Source organism: Paenibacillus sp. GCM10027628 (genome assembly GCF_042676385.1).
Lineage (GTDB): Bacteria > Bacillota > Bacilli > Paenibacillales > NBRC-103111 > Paenibacillus_E.
Window position 1 is genome coordinate 1 of the sequence record NZ_JBHTHA010000076.1, and the last position, 16,199, is coordinate 16,199.

Annotated in this window: 12 protein-coding genes; 3 read left to right on the forward strand and 9 right to left on the reverse strand. The window is 46.4% G+C overall.

Going from position 1 to position 16,199, the window contains the following annotated elements; translation table 11 throughout:
- Positions 1–306: 306 nt before the first annotated feature.
- From ACFQZT_RS32350 to ACFQZT_RS32370, 5 genes are all read right to left on the reverse strand, one after another.
- Positions 307–2,421, reverse strand: coding sequence for a heavy metal translocating P-type ATPase (locus ACFQZT_RS32350; RefSeq protein WP_379307124.1), 2,115 nt, complete (start codon positions 2,419–2,421; stop codon positions 307–309).
- A gap of 1 nt (position 2,422) precedes the next feature.
- Complete coding sequence (locus tag ACFQZT_RS32355; RefSeq protein ID WP_379307104.1) at positions 2,423–2,794, reverse strand: ArsR/SmtB family transcription factor; 372 nt, start codon at positions 2,792–2,794, stop codon at positions 2,423–2,425.
- Positions 2,795–3,017: 223 nt separating this feature from the next.
- Positions 3,018–6,125: an efflux RND transporter permease subunit gene (locus ACFQZT_RS32360; protein WP_379307106.1), complete on the reverse strand. Its 3,108-nt coding sequence runs from the start codon at positions 6,123–6,125 to the stop codon at positions 3,018–3,020.
- A gap of 103 nt (positions 6,126–6,228) precedes the next feature.
- Positions 6,229–8,757: a beta-propeller fold lactonase family protein gene (locus tag ACFQZT_RS32365; protein WP_379307108.1), complete on the reverse strand. Its 2,529-nt coding sequence runs from the start codon at positions 8,755–8,757 to the stop codon at positions 6,229–6,231.
- Positions 8,758–8,954: 197 nt separating this feature from the next.
- Positions 8,955–9,344: a PaaI family thioesterase gene (locus ACFQZT_RS32370; protein WP_379307126.1), complete on the reverse strand. Its 390-nt coding sequence runs from the start codon at positions 9,342–9,344 to the stop codon at positions 8,955–8,957.
- Between the two features lie 538 nt (positions 9,345–9,882).
- Between ACFQZT_RS32370 and ACFQZT_RS32375 the strand changes: the two genes are divergently transcribed.
- The 3 genes from ACFQZT_RS32375 to ACFQZT_RS32385 all read left to right on the forward strand — a co-directional run bounded on the left by ACFQZT_RS32375 (position 9,883) and on the right by ACFQZT_RS32385 (position 13,169).
- Positions 9,883–11,331: an ABC transporter substrate-binding protein gene (locus tag ACFQZT_RS32375; protein ID WP_379307110.1), complete on the forward strand. Its 1,449-nt coding sequence runs from the start codon at positions 9,883–9,885 to the stop codon at positions 11,329–11,331.
- Positions 11,332–11,428: 97 nt separating this feature from the next.
- Positions 11,429–12,316 carry a carbohydrate ABC transporter permease gene (locus ACFQZT_RS32380; protein WP_379307112.1) on the forward strand — a complete coding sequence of 296 codons (888 nt, stop codon included), beginning with the start codon at positions 11,429–11,431 and terminating at the stop codon, positions 12,314–12,316.
- A 19-nt stretch (positions 12,317–12,335) separates the two neighbouring features.
- The gene (locus tag ACFQZT_RS32385; RefSeq protein ID WP_379307114.1) at positions 12,336–13,169 is read left to right on the forward strand and encodes a carbohydrate ABC transporter permease; all 834 of its coding nucleotides are present in this window, start codon (positions 12,336–12,338) and stop codon (positions 13,167–13,169) included.
- A 163-nt stretch (positions 13,170–13,332) separates the two neighbouring features.
- Here ACFQZT_RS32385 and ACFQZT_RS32390 read toward each other — a convergent pair whose 3' ends face one another.
- From ACFQZT_RS32390 to ACFQZT_RS32405, 4 genes are all read right to left on the reverse strand, one after another.
- A complete protein-coding gene (locus ACFQZT_RS32390) occupies positions 13,333–13,803 on the reverse strand; it encodes a pentapeptide repeat-containing protein (protein WP_379307116.1) in 471 nt (156 codons plus the stop codon).
- Positions 13,804–14,167: 364 nt separating this feature from the next.
- Positions 14,168–14,524, reverse strand: a complete 357-nt coding sequence (locus ACFQZT_RS32395; protein ID WP_379307118.1) for a VOC family protein — start codon at positions 14,522–14,524, stop codon at positions 14,168–14,170.
- A gap of 136 nt (positions 14,525–14,660) precedes the next feature.
- Entirely contained in the window at positions 14,661–15,104 is a 444-nt protein-coding gene (locus tag ACFQZT_RS32400) for a GyrI-like domain-containing protein (RefSeq protein ID WP_379307120.1), read from the reverse strand.
- Between the two features lie 122 nt (positions 15,105–15,226).
- Complete coding sequence (locus ACFQZT_RS32405; protein ID WP_379307122.1) at positions 15,227–15,991, reverse strand: alpha/beta fold hydrolase; 765 nt, start codon at positions 15,989–15,991, stop codon at positions 15,227–15,229.
- Positions 15,992–16,199: the final 208 nt, after the last annotated feature.

Sequence of the window (16,199 nt, forward strand, 5' to 3'; positions counted from 1 at the left end):
AAAAAAGGTACCCATAGACCGAACACTTTTTTCAAAGTGTCCAGTCTATGGGTACCAGTCTAAAGCAGGCTCCTCACTTTAGTTATCCTTTAATTCAACGTTCTAAAAGCATAGAAAAGCTTTGTTTTTTTTGAAAAAGATGGATCCCCAATTCCAGTAACTTAGAATTAATTATCTTAATATTTAATGGTATTAACAAAAATTGATTAACATCATTAAACATAACATCAAACACTACACTGATGTGGTTATAATAACAACTGTATATTACTATTAAAAATCTAAGTACATCAAACTACTCACTGCCTAGCTTTGTTCACCATCTTTTACTTGTAACAATCGTAAACTATTGAGTGTAACAATCAGCGTTGCTCCCATGTCTGCGAAAATTGCAATCCAAAGCGTGAGCCATCCTGGAACGATTAATAATATTGCCACCACTTTGATAAGCAGCGAGAACGTGATGTTTTGTTTGATGATCGCGAGTGTTTTGCGGCTTAAACGCATGGTGTAAGGCAATTTCCTTAAATGATCGCCCATTAACACAATATCCGCTGTTTCAAGAGCTGTATCGGTTCCTGCTCCACCCATTGCAATGCCAACCGTCGATGCCATTAGGGCAGGAGCATCGTTAACCCCATCACCCACCATTGCGACATTGCCATACTGCGAGCGAAGCGTTTGGATGTATACTAATTTATCTTGTGGTAATAATTCTGCCTTCACTTCAGCAATGCCAAGACGCTTGCCGATAGCATCAGCGGTTGCTTTATTGTCGCCAGTGAGCATGATGGTTTTTTTAATGCCAAGCTCATGCAGTTTTTGAATGACGTCTCTGCTGGAATCGCGAACTTCATCGGCTACCGCAATAAGTGCTAGGATTTCTTCGTCTGTTCCGAGTACCATCACTGTTTTGCCTTGGTATTGGAGCTCGTCGATTTGGCTTTTTGCTTTTGTTTCAATGGCTGCGTGAAGCTCAGCGAACAGATTTGGACTGCCAATATAGTATTGCTTCCCGTCCACCTTGCCTTTTACACCTTTGCCGGTGATGGAGCTGAATTCTTCTGCATCGGCTGTAAAGTCCACCCCTGCTTCTTCAGCTTTTTGCAAAATCGCAGATGCAAGTGGATGCTGCGAGCCTTTTTCCAAAATCGCTGCTATTTTTAATAATTCATGCTCATTTTCGCCAACAGCGATAAATTCGGTTACTTGCGGCACGCCTTTTGTGAGCGTTCCGGTTTTATCAAAGGCAACAGCGGAGATCCGTCCTGCTTCCTCCAGGTGAATACCGCCTTTAATGAGCACTCCTCGTTTTGCTGCGTTACCGATTGCCGTTACAATCGATACCGGCGTGGAGATAACAAGAGCACAAGGGCAGCCGACAACAAGAAGAGCAAGCCCGCGATAAATCCACGCCCCCCAAGCCCCACTCATAACCAGCGGGGGAATAACCGCAATAAGCAAAGCCACAATCATAATTACTGGCGTGTAGTATTTGGCGAACCGGTCAACGAACGCTTGTGAGGGAGCCCTCTCAGCTTGTGCTTCTTCCACCAGGTGAATGATTTTTGAAATCGTCGTATCCTCCACCGTTTTCGTTACTTTCACTTCCAGCAAGCCTTCTTCATTGAGCGTACCTGCGAAAACCTCATCATCGATGGTTTTAGTAACGGGAATCGATTCACCGGTAATGGCTGCTTGATTGATCGTAGAGCTCCCTTTAATGACCAGACCATCCATCGCAAGCTTTTGTCCAGGCTTTACTATCATGACATCGCCTACGACAATATCATCGACTTTGACCAAGAGCTCCACACTGCCCCGACGAATCAAAGCCTCTTTTGGTGAAATATCCATTAGAGAGCGAATCGATTGACGAGCTTTCTCCATCGAATACCGCTCCAGCACTTCGCTGATAGCAAAGAGAATGACGACTGTCGCCCCTTCTCCCCACTGCCCGATAGAAGCAGCCCCGATAATGGCAATGGTCATTAACACATTCATATCAAACTGAAGCCGGAATAGGTTTTTGATGCCTTTGATAAATAGTTCATAGCCGCCGATCACTATCGATGTAGCATAGAAAATAAACGAAAGCGAATGGTCCGCGCCTAAAAAATAACCCGCAGCAAGCATCAAAACAGACACAAGCACATTCCAGTTTTCCTTCCAAAACGGCTCTTTCTTTTCGATGTCACGCTGTTTTTCCGGTGTCACCCTTAGGCTTTCAAATGCCCCTGCTTTCTCTAATTCCGCTACTGTCGTGTTACCATAAACGGTTATTTTGGATGCTCCGAAATTGACTTGTGCATCCTGGACACCAGGGAGATTTTTTACATTCTTTTCAAAAATACCGGCACAGTTTGTGCATGTAAATCCTTGAACGCGATACACGGTTTTATCTTCTGCATGATTTTGCATATTATTGTCCAACTGTCATCAACTCCTGACTATGCGTCGAGGCGAGCTTGATGAGCTGCCGCACTTGTTTATCTTCCATGGAGTAAAACGCCAGCTTTCCATCTTTCCGGAATTTGACCAGGTTCAATTTTTTCAACGTTCGAAGATGATGCGATGCTGTTGCAAGCGAGGACCCGATGATATTTGCCACATCACAAACGCACAGCTCATCTTCCTGACATAGGGCAAATGCCACTTTCATTCTTGTTTCATCGGCGAGTACCTTAAACATGTTCGCCATGCCCGAAATATCTTGCTGTTGCAGTGATTTTTGTACCCTTTGCACCTTTGCTTCATCAAAACAATAGAGTTCACACGTATCTTTTTCAGTCATGTAAGCACCGCCTTCATTCAAACAATGGTTTGAGTATATTATTATAATACTCCCTATTTTATATTCAATCAAACAATTATTTGAATGAAAAAAAATAAAAGACAGCATGCGAATTAGTTGAGACTAATTCACACGCTGTTATTCGTACTTCCACTTTAGTGAACAATTGAAGATTGCTGCCCGTTAGCGTGGACAGTTTTCCATTATGGCTCTGCGCTCGTTTTTAAAAATCCGACGTCACCGAAGGTCTACGCTGCAGCAATTTATATGTTAAAGGAATAAACGCCAAGCTGCTAAAAGTCGAACTGACCATTCCGCTTACTACGACAAGCCCGAGTGTTTGTGACACGATAGCATCTCGGCCGCCGAATATGCATATGGGAAGCAACGTCAGAATCGTCGTAATCGCCGTCATGAGCACTGGGCGGACCCGTGAGATCGTCCCGTGCATGATGGCCTCTTCTTGTGGCATCCCTGATCTCAAATTCCGTTCGATTTTATCGACCAGGACGATTCCGTTCGTCACCACAATGCCAGACAGCATTAAGAATCCGATCATAGCCGCCATGTCCCATTCTTTCCCGAATAGCATCATGCCAATAATTCCGCCGATGTAGGCGAACGGGATGCAAATCAAGACTGCCGACGGCGCGCGCCATCCGCGGAAAAAGCAGCTGATGATCAGCAGCACTAGCAATATCGCAACCGCGAGTGCACGCGCGATCCCTTGAATCATCTCATCTGCTTGAGCGGAAATGCCGTTGATCGAATAACGGACGCCCGGAGCAAGAGGAAGTTGCTTCAGCTGAGCTTCGACCTCCCCGGAAACGCGTTCGATATCCCGCGAAGTAATATTGGCGGTCACAACGTCAAACGGGCGTCCCTCCCGATTCCGAAGCACTGTCCGGTCCGCTGCGGGCTCAACAGTAACGAGCTGATCCAAGCGGTACTTGGCACCTTCCTTTCCCTCAAACGTCTCGTTGCCCAACTTGCTGAGCAATCTCATGTCCGCAGCCTGACCGAACGATTGGCTATTGTGGCCTGCAGGGCCATTGAGCAAGTCAGTCTTCAGTTCGATCGGAATTCGTTCGGTTGTCGAGACTCGGAGTTCCATTTTAGTGACCGGAGCAAAGTATCCTCGCATCCTGGCAAAGATGTCGCCCGGATTTACTCCCGCTTGTTCAATGGCATCTCGGTTTAGCACGATTTGAAATCCGGGATTCGATGCTTTCAGATTGGACGTACCGGCAACGTTCAGGCTGGGGATCATTTGCAGCTTGCTGCGGATGAGCTGGGCAGTCATCCCCAGAGTAACGGAATCCGCACCTGTCAGATCTATTTTCAACTGCGAGTCGTCTCCGGAAATATTTTGATTCGTTACGGTACACACCGCATTGCCGGATACGGCGTATAAAACTTTTTTCAGCTTCAATACCATGGAATCCGGGTCCGCTCCTTGTTTGAGGTTTAACGATATATTTGCGATACTACCTTCCTGAATCCAGGCGCCGCTAGCATCGAATACATCATCAAATTGGGGAGCACCGCTCACTCCTGACGTGGAGGCGTATCTTTGAATCTCCGGCACCTCCGCGATTGCTTTCTCCAGCCGCTTGACCACGGCATCCATTTCCGCGAGCGTTGTATTTTCTGGCATTTCCACCTGTACGGCGATTTGGCCTGTTTGCGCGGACGGCATTACATTGACCGGAAGATTCACGGCTCCCGCTATAGCAACCGCTAGTAATATGCATAAGATTGCGCAAAGCTTCCTGGGGTGCCTGAATACTCGCTCAAGAACGTTCTTAGCTGCTTCTTCAATCTTCCGGGACGATGGGGCGTAAGCCCCCTTCGGTTTCCGCAGGCGGTAAAGAGCCGGAACTACTAAGATCGAGACGGCAAGTGAAGTTAACAGTGCTGCCACGACAGACCAAGCAAATCCTGTAAAGGCTGAGCTGATCATTCCTCCAGCCAATGTGATGGGCACATACACCGCGACCGTAGTCACCGTAGAGGAAACGACGGCCGGCAGCATTTCCCGCACCGCGCCGGCAAGCGTGGACAGCTTCGCGCTATCTCCGGCTTCTTCGCTTCTTCTATGCATATTGTCGATAATGACGATCGAATCGTCAATCACTCGCCCCATCGCCACAATAAGCCCGGATACAGTCAAAATATTTAGGCTAAAGCCCATCGTATCGAGTAGACCGATCGTAGCAAGCAGGCAAACTGGAAGCGATAAAGCGACAAGCAACGTCGATTGAACCCGGCGGAAAAACAAAAATACGCTAAGTACCGAGAACAAACAGCCGAACAAGCCTTCCTTCAGCAAATCGTTCAGAGCCGACCGCACTTGCTCTCCTTTGTCGAAAAGGATATCCAGCTTGACTCCTTCCGGCAAAACCTTCAGCATAGACTCGATCCTTTCGCGGACCCGTCCGGTATACTCCGTAATATTGGCGGAAGGGGTTTTGAGAATATCGAAGACGACGCTAGGCTTCCCGTCAGTTCGGGAGATCGTTTGAAGACCGATCGTATTGTGAGTTACGTCAGCTATTGAAGACAATGGGACCTTTCTACCGTTACGCCCTTGTATCGGGTAATTCTTCACATCCTGCTCCTGCAAATCCCAGCCCTTCACCAGTACAGATTGCGAATCGGTTCCGCCCATAATCGTTCCCCAAGCTTCGCCCGGAAGCGCCTTTGACAGCTCCTCTTTCACTTCCTCCATCGTTAAACCGGCCGCCTGTAGATCATCCGTCCGTATCGTCACCGTATAGCCGTTCGTTCCGGCTCCGGTAACCTGTATGTCACTCGTTCCTTGCAGACTGCGCAGATCGTTCGCCACTTGCTCTTGAACCACGGTCCTAAGCGCCTCTTCGTTCACTCGGTCCGGTGTGCCAGACAGGCAAATTCTCATCACGGGAAGAGAGCTCGAACTGATTCGGGTAATGACAGGCCGCTCTGACCCGCTCGGCAGAACGACCGTTTGTATCGCGCGTGATACATCACTTTCCATCCGATCCATCGACGTACCTGAGGCAAAATCGAGATGGATGTATAGTCCTCCGTCGAAGCTGTTCGTTTCAACCGATTCCACTCCGCTAACCGTACGGACCGCCTGTCCGAGCGGTTTGGCAAGAAAAGCTTCTACCTCTGCGGAACGAAAGCCGTTTGCCGTCACCGATACCATCAAGGTCGGATTACTGATAGGCGGTAAATAATCCCGATGTATGCGATAAACGGAGAAGCTCCCCCATACAACGATCAGGATCATAAAGGTAACAGCTAGAAAAGTTCGTTTCATCATACTTTCAATCCATTTGGTCATCCGGAATCTAGCCTCACAATCATTTCAAAAGTGATTCTACGCAGAAATAATAAAAGTGGTCAAATACGCAGCAGCGGTCTTCACATGAAGCCGCTGCAAAGTTTTAGTTATGTTTTTTCGGGTCGGGCTTGGCGCCGTTCGTCGTTTGCCAGATGGCATCATTCAGCTTGTCGCGATCTGCCGCATCCGGACTGGAGAAGTCGAGAGTCTTGGAGATTTGCGCATTCGGAGCGTCTTCACCGTTAAGCCGGTCGAGCGGATATTCCGGAGATACAGCCTGATAAGGCGTAAAGTTCGGTGTTGCAGTGAATGCCGCTAACATCGGAATCGACGAAGCGTCGAATTGAGTCATAGGTTTTAACCCAAGAATCAGTTCCATTGTCCTAAGCATCGATGTCGTATTATATGGAGTGCTGTCTACTGCCCCGGTCTGCGTATAAGGGCTGATTGCCAGAGCTACGATTCTGTGTGCCTCCACATGATCAACTCCGCTTTGTGCATCATCCTCGATCACGAAGATCGCTGTGCTGTTCCAAAACCTCGAATGACTGACGGTCTCCACTAACTTACCTAGTGCCAGATCGTTAGAGGCCATCATCGCTTGCGGAGTCCGATATCCCGGAAATGTGCCGGCCGTATGATCGTCGGGCAAATAGACCGTTTCTAGCTGCGGCAAATTGCCGTTCTTCTCGTAAACTTTAAATTCTTTCTCCCATTCCGCATATCGCGTCATATCGGATAAGCTTAGATCCCATCCGCCGTAATAAGGGTCATAATTCCCTCCGAAGTCAGTCGTATATTTATCATTAGGGAAAAATTGTTTCGTCTTGGCGTCGTAATTTTGCATAAATAGACCGTAATTCCGGAAGGTCAAACCCGATTTTAAAGCCATGTCCCAAAAATAACCCTCTTTGGATCGGGTAAACGGCGCCCCACTCGGCTCACTTCCTCCTCCACCGCCTTCAAAGTCGTAATCCCGGTTCCGTCCGGAATAATTGGCAAGCCAGTTTTTCTGCACGTAGTCGTTGGCTTTTCCGGCCGTTGACCAGTTTTGCCCGTCAGCACTTACATCGGATACGGCATACAAACGATCCAGAATTACGAACTGATTCGCCAATTTGTGATGATTCGGCGTGATCGTTTTTGCGAATTCCACAAGACTCGGGTCACCGTTTCCACGCTCCAAATCGCCGAGAATATCGTCGTAGGTACGATTTTCCTTAATTACGTAGATGACATGTTTTATAGGCGAGTCTTGGCCGATAAAACGTGGAATCGGGAATTGCTGCCCATCGGAAGCCGCCGATTTGGCGAGTGAACCCTCCGAAGGACGATTGTTGTATTGTACTTGTTTCGTATACTCTTGAAGTCGTTCATTCGAAGGAATATTTATAATGGACAAGGTGCCCGTCATCATGCTGCCTACCCATTGAACCGGCTTGTTATTCGGCCCGGAGCCCATTCCTTTGGCGTTCAGGACAAGAAGCTTCGATTCATCCTTGGAGAGGAAAACCCCCGTTGGATACCATGCTGTAGGAATTAGTCCTGTTATGGAGTTGCCGGAAGCAATGCCAGCTTGATCCAATTGGATGACTGCAACATCGTTGTTTCCCGCGTTGGCAATATACAGCTTCTTACCGTCGGAGCTCACGGCAAGCGCATCAGGTTGGCTTCCTGTCGGAGCATCAGGAGCGGGCGACAAAGGAATGTTCCCAACTACCTGGAGAAGCGAAGGATCGATGATTGTAATGTCGTCGCTATCGGAATTTGATACATAGATCAGGCCGTTAATCGGATTTTCGGCAATGGCATTAGGATGCAGACCGACCGGAATTAGCCGCTTCAGCTTCATACTTTCGGCATCAAGCGCGGTTACGCTGCTTTCTCCCCAATTACTGACATAAACAGTTTTACCGTCTCTGCTTAGCCAAGGGGTATACGGACTCTTACCTACAGGTACTGTGAATTCGATTTTCTTCGTCTCCAAATTGATTCGAGACACAGAATGGTCTAAATTATTAGCCGTATACAGCCGATTGCCATCAGTCGAAATGGCGATTCCTGCCGGATAGAAGCTTGTTCCGCGAGAATCCCGGACTGGGATCGAGTCTTGTTCCGATAGAAGCCCATCCTTAAATTGGTAGATTCTTATTTTATTGTTGCCGCCTGCCGAGGCATATAACTTAGACCCTTCAGGACTGAACACAAGTCCTAGATAGAGGGCTTCAGGAGCATTATAGGATAGACTTTGCACAACTTTGTTCGCAGCGATATCAATCACTTGCAGCGTTTGTTCGGCCACACCATCATTCGAAACGACAAGATAGCGGCCGTCCGGACTTAGTGCTCCTCCCATCGAAAAACTCCCCAGTGTCAATTGTTCTCCAGCCGGAGTGAGCTGCCAGCCCGTTGTCGTATTCACCCCATTGGTGATAAGAGGCGGGGCTTTCGTATTAGGCATAACAGCAGTAATCGCACTTTGCTCCACGGAAGTCGCACTTGAAGATGCTAACGGTGATTTGCTTTCCGCTATTTTGGGATAAATGGAGTATGCGGCGTAGGCACTTGAACTCATGGCGAGACTTAACAACGCGCATACAAAGAGCCACTTTTTCTTGCCAAACGTTCTCATTGGTGTCACTCCGCTCTCAACAATTTTTCGATAACATCATCATCATAAGAACGGAGTGTAAAGCGGGTTACCGTAAAATATTAACGTCGTTCTAAGAAATCTTATGATTTATGTAAATGACTAGGCGCCACTTATCGCGGTTGTAAAGTCAAATGAAGGCACGGACCCTATTGGATCCGTGCCTTTTTCGTTGAACGCTATCTTTTATTAATAATCGCGACGGTGCAGCGGGAGATACAGATCAGTTTATCTTGCTCGTCAGTGATCCTGATATCCCAGACCATCGTTTTGCGTCCTTTGTGAAATGGGGTAGCGACCGCGGTCACGATACCGTCACTTTTGCTCCGGAGGTGGTTAGCGTTAATCTCCAGCCCTACCGCTGCATATTCTTGGTTGTCTATATTGATGATAGAGGCGATGGAAGCCGCCGATTCCGCCAATAATACCGAAGCACCGCCGTGCAGGATGCCCGCAGGCTGATGGGTTATCGGACCTACCGGCATGGTCAAGACTACGCGATCCGGATGAAGCTCCGTGTACTCAATGCCCAGCGACGCCATCGCCGATTTTCTTTTTCCTTCTTCCATATGCCGGATAAAGGCGTCCTTATCCATTCCATAATTTCTCAATATGGCATCAGCTACGATCACTTTAACCAACCTCTCCTTGGAGTCAGTTCCATCCTTTTGCGATAATCGGTTTCTTTTTGTTATTAAAAAACCTAGCTATTAAACTTAATTCCTTTTTTCGTTTGAGAGTGAGTTTAAGACCTTCAATTAGTAGCCTTGATCTCAATTCGTCGCGACGATTAAGCGTGTGTAACCTCTTTATGAACTGTTTGTCCATAGTGACCATCCCTCCCAATTAGCTTAAAAGAGAAACAGGACTTCTGATTTCAGATACATATACATTATAATCTAGTCCTTGGTTAATGTTTGTCACATTATAGATGAGGACAACACTTGTTTTGTCGACAATTGGAGACTGACTGACCGTGTTCCTCCGGGTGAATTCGAGGAGTAAGCTTGTGTAATATATGCTCGCTTGGCACATAGATTAAAACAAAGAAAGGCGTCACAACAAAAGTGTCGTACTATTCTTACTCATTATTAAGGAGGCAACAGTATGTACAGGAGCAATAGTAAATTTTTATCTATCACCGCTTGCTTCTTGTGTGCATCCATGTTATTCGGTTGTTCCAAGGGTACTCAATCTACCAACACTACTTCAAGTAGCCCGACTCCAACAAGCGAGAATAAGGCGCAAGCTACAAAAAATGCCGAAACCCCTCAAGCAACCGAAACAGCAAAAAAAACCATTACCATCACGTATAGAGACGATGGGACCGGTGAGAACGGAACGCTGTACAAATGGATTAAAGAGGTGGCATCCAGCTATGCGAATAAAGATGTGGTCATCAAGCAAACGCCGATTCAAGCCTCCGAAGGGGATTACTTCGCCAAAATTGCGCTAGCCCTCAAATCCAAAGACACGGCGCCGGATATTGTAACGGAAGACACTTTTATGATAAATTCCGATGCGAGCGCCGGACTCCTTTCTTCCCTGGATGATAAAGTAAAAGGCTGGAGTGATTGGACAAACGGTTCCTTTATCGAAGCGATGAAAAAAGGGGTAACGGCCAGCGACGGTAAAATTTACGGCGTACCGTATAACACCGACTCCAGGGGCCTTTGGTATAACAAGCAAATTTTCAAACAAGTGGGACTGCCTGAGGATTGGAAACCGAAAACCTGGGACGAAGTGTTGAGCGCGGCAAAAACAGTCAAAGAAAAAGCGGCGAAGGACGTTGTTCCTATTTGGATGAACATGGGCAAAGCAACCGGGGAAGCAACCTCCATGCAAACCTACGAAATGCTGCTTTACGGAACCGGCGACAGACTATACGACGATTCTAGCGCAAAGTGGATCGTGAAAAGCCAAAGTATTTTGGATGCGCTTACCTTTATTGACAGCGTTAACAAAGAGAAGCTTGCACCCCCTCTGTCTAAAGTGCTGAACGGGCAGGCCGGCAATTCTTCTTCGCGCGAGTATTTGCCTAAGGGCAAGCTTGCCATCTCATTGGACGGATCTTGGATTACAGGCAACTATTTGCCGAACGGCGCTGCGCCGTGGCCGGAGTATAAAGACATTCTAGGCTTTGCCCCTATGCCGACAAGCAAAGGTCAGACTCCGGGTTCCATTACGCTAGCGGGTGGATGGGCGCTATCTATTCCCAGCAATGCTCAGCATAAAGACGAAGCCTGGGACTTTATCAAATATGCGCTGAATAAAGAGAATACCAAGAAGCTTGTGATTGCAAGCGGCAATATTACGGTTCGGGCTGATGTGGCCAAGGATCCGGAATATACGAAAATGCCGTTCAATGAAATCGCAACGCAATATTTGCAAAACGCAGAATTTAGACCTGCTCGTGACAAATATCCTGAAGTGTCTACGCAAATTCAGACCATGGTGGAATCTGTGGCGACAGGAACCGCTCCTGCGGATGCAATGAAGAAATATCAGCAGGACGTAACTCGAATTGTTGGAGAAGACAAAGTCATGGTGAAGTAACGGTATTCATGCTTGCCCCGGCCCTATAACCGAGAATGCGGAGGCTGGGGCAAGCCCCATTTGCCGAATCATCACCACGAAGAAAGGAGAACCAAGGATGAGCGGTGCGGCAATCCCTTTATCACCTAGAAAAAGAACCAACACATGGTTATATTTTTTATTTCCCTCGGTAGCCGTTATGCTTGTTTTTTTTATTTATCCGATCTTGCTAACGTTTTACTACTCTTTTACGAATTTGGCTTTAACCGGCGCTTCGGCAAAGGAACTGAAATTCGTCGGTTTAGACAACTACGCCCGTATGCTTGCGGACCCAACCGTTCGAGTCAGCATCTGGAATACGTTAGTCTTTTTGATCGGCTCCGCTGTGGTCGGTCAACAAGTGTTGGGATTTATTATCGCGCTCTTGATGAAGCATAAGAATAAAACGTTTCGCCGTCTAATCGGAACCGTTGTTTTGGCCGGTTGGGTAACTCCTGAAATCGTATGCGCGTTATGTCTCTATAGCTTTTTCGGAGACGAAGGAACGTTAAATGCCATACTGGGGATCGTCGGCATTCCTGCGGTTACTTGGCTGTATACCGTACCCATGCTCACGATTATTTTGGCCAACATTTGGCATGGCACAGCCTTCTCCATGCTAGTGTTTCAGGCGGCGCTTGACGATGTACCGAAGGAAATCGAGGAAGCGGCTCTCGTAGATGGGGCATCCCGTTGGAAAATTTTAACCACCATTATTCTTCCCTACATTAAAGGAACGATTACGACCAATATGATGCTGGTTACTTTACAGACTTTGGGCGTCTTCGGGCTCATCTATGCGATGACCGGCGGAGGTCCGGGCACTGCAACTACCACTTTGCCGATCTTCATGTATAACCAAGCCTTTATCAACTATCAGCTCGGTTACGGTACAGCCATTTCCCTGCTGCTCCTGATTATGGGAATTGTGTTGAGTTTGTTTTATATCCGCTCTTTAAAAGAGTAAATCTACGAGGAGACGTCGTATGACTGAGATATACCGCAAAGTCCTTTATCGCGTCTTGCCTTACGCAGCGCTTACCTTCATCGGTATTTGTTTCCTGCTCCCGCTTTTATGGGTGCTTGTTGCCTCCGTAGACCCCAACGCGATGCAGTCGCTTAAGCTCCCCAGCTCGGTGACGGCGGGCAACTATATCGACGTGATCACCAGCCGCTCTAATCAGCGCGCCTTCCTGATCGGGCTCATCATGTCGCTTGGTCAAGCTCTGCTTGTCGTTCTATTAGGTTTGCTAGCGGCCTATCCGTTGTCACGATATCAACTGAAGTATAAGAAGCCGTTCATGCTGACCATTTTATTCATGACCTCATTGCCAATCACCGCAGTCATGGTTCCCGTGTATCAATTATTTTTGAGCTTAAAGCTTTATGACAATATCGGAGGCGTGATTCTCTTCCACGTTGCCTCCTCGATGCCGTATGGGATCTGGATGCTTAAAAACTTCATGGATTCCGTTCCGAACGAATTGGAAGAAGCAGCTTGGGTCGACGGAGCGTCGGTCCTTATGGGCATCCGCAGCATCGTGACTCCCCTGATGATTCCGGGTATATGCACCGTAGCCATCTTTACCTTCTCCGGAAGCTGGGGCAATTTCTTTGTTCCCTACATTCTCCTGAATACACCTGAGAAGTTCCCGGTCGCGCTCAAGCTCTATCAGTTCTTCGGGCAGTACGGCATGGTAGATTACGGCAAATTGGCGGCTTTTTCCACACTCTATGCAATTCCGTCAGTTGTCATGTATATTCTTTCTCAGCAATTTATGTCCAAAGGCTTTGGTCTTCAAGGCGGGACCAAAGGATAGCGCGAATGCTTTTTGCCGCTTCCCTATGAAGCGTATGAAGACAGGCCCACTCCCCATTTCGGGATGGGCCGGTTTTCTTTTGTGCGATGCGCAATTATACTATCCCCTTGTTAACGAAATTAAGGCCACCGCTCATCTCGGCAGCCACATTGCTATTGTTTTACTATTTTTTATTTATTAAGTCTTCTAATAACACCCCGTTAATCTTCAATCCAGATATATCGCAATCGCGAATATCCATATTTATTAAATTACAGTTTGTTAACTGTACGTTAGATAGATCACAATCTATAAAGCTAATTGGTTTGTAAACACCATTAGGATTGTAATTACCATCATCTTTCATAGGGAGTACAACATTACGAAATTCTGTACCAAATAAATGAACATGGTCAATAACAACATGGCTAAAATTAGCATTTTTGATTTCAGTTCCTGAGAGATTAGCATCTGAAATTTTTAACTCGGACATATTTACATCATTTAAGGCCATTCCACTCATATTTGCATTATTAATTTGCGTTTTTGCTAAGTTGACATTGTCAAAATTTAATTCCTCAGCTTTAACCTTCTGAAACCTCGACCCAGAAATGTCCGTCATTTCAACATCTAAACGTTCAATTTTTATTTCCATAATCAACAACCTCCAAATCATAAGTATAAAATAATATGATTCAATATAGCTTTGAAAATCCCTTTTTTACCATCCCCCTTTTTGTGACTAAGGAGAAAATTAGAAACAACATTATGGGCTCGATTTCATTTATTTTTATATCTGTTAAGATGAATAACATCGTTAACGCATCGATCAGCGAACGTCACATAGAGATGAACTCGCTCTAGCTAGATGAGGACAACACTTGTTCTGTCGACATTTTGGGACGACAAAAAGATCGGAAATACCATCCCGATCCCACTTTTCAATCTGAATTCGATTATGCTATGTCTGCCCAATTATGTGGTTCTTTAAAATTATCGGTTCTAATATTTTCGGCGAATCAGCCCTCTAGGTCATAGGCTGTGGGATGGCGCGGCTGGTATATCGAGAGATCAGCGCCGCTGGGAAGTTTGATAAAAGCGAGGCGACCCCAACCCTGGTCGATGATCGTCTCCGAGATCGTAACGCCCTTAGCGATCAATTCCGAGATTGTCTTCTCGATGTCCTCGCACATCAAGTAAAATTCGTGTTTAGCCAGCACGTCTGTAGGATGTACGGCGATTTCGGCAGGAGGCAGCTTGAAGATCAACCAGCCACCACCGGCGTCAACCCCAGGCAACCCAAGCACGTCGCGGATGAAGACCCGGTCGGCCTCCGCGTTGGTACTGTAAAGAATGATGTGTGCTGCATTGATCATGTATTCCCTTCACTCTCCTATTCATCGACTGTTACGTTTCCTCGTTACTTTGCTCTTCTAAAGGAAGTCTAATACTTTACTTTTCTCAGTCTATTGGCACGCTGAAAAGGCTGCCTTTCCGGCAGCCCTGAAATCATTATTTATGCTCGACGGGGATCCAGACCTCGCAATAGGGCATCCCACTCTCTGCAATTCCATACATTTCGAACTGAGGTCCGGACAACGGCTCATAAGATGACGTAGGAAACCATTCGGTGTAGATGCGCTTCCACAAGTTTTGAATTTGGGCAACAGTCTGGTCAGGGATGTGCTCCTCTGTCGTGAAGACGGCCCATTTTAACTTAGGGATGTCCACAACCTTATATTCTTCACTCGCCTTCAAGCCGGACTCCGGTGTGAATCCGCAAATCATATACGGAAAGCTGCTACTGCCTGCCTCTTCCTCGCGGTAACACATAACACCATTCACTGGCATGATGCCCCTGCTAGAATCATTCCATACCTTGCCTGATGCTTTCCCAATACCGCGCCGTTCATTCGTTTTAGCCAATCCATACCGTTTATATGGCCTCCTTTTCATATCCTAATCATAGAGCTTGTTCTTCCGGGCTTCCTAACTATTCATGCACCTATCTGCAAGGTCAATTTAGGACGATATCCCGAAGGGACGTACTTTTTCCACCAAGATACTTGCGAATTTACTTAACTAATGTCGGATAAAGGATTAGAGCCAATAAAATCGAGGATTGAATCATTGACATACACCGGATTCTCTCTAAGCATATGAGGTCTGTGACTGCCCCCCTGAACAACAAGGTATCGTGATCCTTCAACCAGGGAACTCAAATATTTTATCTTGTCTTTACCAACGAACGGGTCATCTTCTCCCGTAATAAATAATGATGGACAATTAATGCTACCTAGCTGTTCCTTCGTAAGTTGAGGATACAGACGCCAATCCTTTGCAGCCTGTCGCATATGCTCTTGCCAATTTCCTCTGTGTGCTTCTTCGTGTCTTTCAATCATTTGATTGATGGTATCTTGTTTCCTATGTTCTATAAGCCATTCCGGTTCAAATTTCTCTACACCCGTTGGATCAGCAAATCCGCTAGTGCCAATCGTAGTTAAAGAAGCAACTCTTTCAGGATAATTAACTGCACAATATAATCCCACATTCGCTCCCAAACTGTAGCCAATAATATGCGCCTTTGAGATGTTAAGCGCATCAAAAAAATCTATTGTATCTTCTACAAGTTGCGGTGTGCTCCATTCAAGGCTATCGCATTTAGTTCTTCCATGGCCTCTGAAATCCGGATAATAACAAGTGTAATTTTTTTGAAAATCAAGTAATTGACTTGCAAACGCTAATATCCCTTTTGAATAACCACTGTGTAAAAAAATTATGGGTTCACCGATACCCATTTTTTCATAATAAACATCCAAATCTTTAAACTGTATGTACGGCATAACAACCTCCCACACATATATTGGTTCTTTTCATTTTTTTCTACTGCCTTTGATTCAAAAACAGTTGTTCCAATTGTATACCCAAATACTGGATAGGTCACCAAGAAAGTAACAATCATTGAGTCGCTATCCTGCCCGTTACTTTAATAAATCGGGTAGGAGGCTACCCATTAGTTGAGTAGCCGACCCCCCACACCACCGTACGTAC

Bases quoted from the DNA above. Each gene is read 5' to 3' on its own strand.
- ACFQZT_RS32350 (WP_379307124.1), bottom strand. From the start codon at position 2,421: ATGCAAAATCATGCAGAAGATAAAACCGTGTATCGCGTTCAAGGATTT.
- ACFQZT_RS32355 (WP_379307104.1), bottom strand. From the start codon at position 2,794: ATGACTGAAAAAGATACGTGTGAACTCTATTGTTTTGATGAAGCAAAG.
- ACFQZT_RS32360 (WP_379307106.1), bottom strand. From the start codon at position 6,125: ATGACCAAATGGATTGAAAGTATGATGAAACGAACTTTTCTAGCTGTT.
- ACFQZT_RS32365 (WP_379307108.1), bottom strand. From the start codon at position 8,757: ATGAGAACGTTTGGCAAGAAAAAGTGGCTCTTTGTATGCGCGTTGTTA.
- ACFQZT_RS32370 (WP_379307126.1), bottom strand. From the start codon at position 9,344: ATGGAAGAAGGAAAAAGAAAATCGGCGATGGCGTCGCTGGGCATTGAG.
- ACFQZT_RS32375 (WP_379307110.1), top strand. From the start codon at position 9,883: ATGTACAGGAGCAATAGTAAATTTTTATCTATCACCGCTTGCTTCTTG.
- ACFQZT_RS32380 (WP_379307112.1), top strand. From the start codon at position 11,429: ATGAGCGGTGCGGCAATCCCTTTATCACCTAGAAAAAGAACCAACACA.
- ACFQZT_RS32385 (WP_379307114.1), top strand. From the start codon at position 12,336: ATGACTGAGATATACCGCAAAGTCCTTTATCGCGTCTTGCCTTACGCA.
- ACFQZT_RS32390 (WP_379307116.1), bottom strand. From the start codon at position 13,803: ATGGAAATAAAAATTGAACGTTTAGATGTTGAAATGACGGACATTTCT.
- ACFQZT_RS32395 (WP_379307118.1), bottom strand. From the start codon at position 14,524: ATGATCAATGCAGCACACATCATTCTTTACAGTACCAACGCGGAGGCC.
- ACFQZT_RS32400 (WP_379307120.1), bottom strand. From the start codon at position 15,104: ATGAAAAGGAGGCCATATAAACGGTATGGATTGGCTAAAACGAATGAA.
- ACFQZT_RS32405 (WP_379307122.1), bottom strand. From the start codon at position 15,991: ATGCCGTACATACAGTTTAAAGATTTGGATGTTTATTATGAAAAAATG.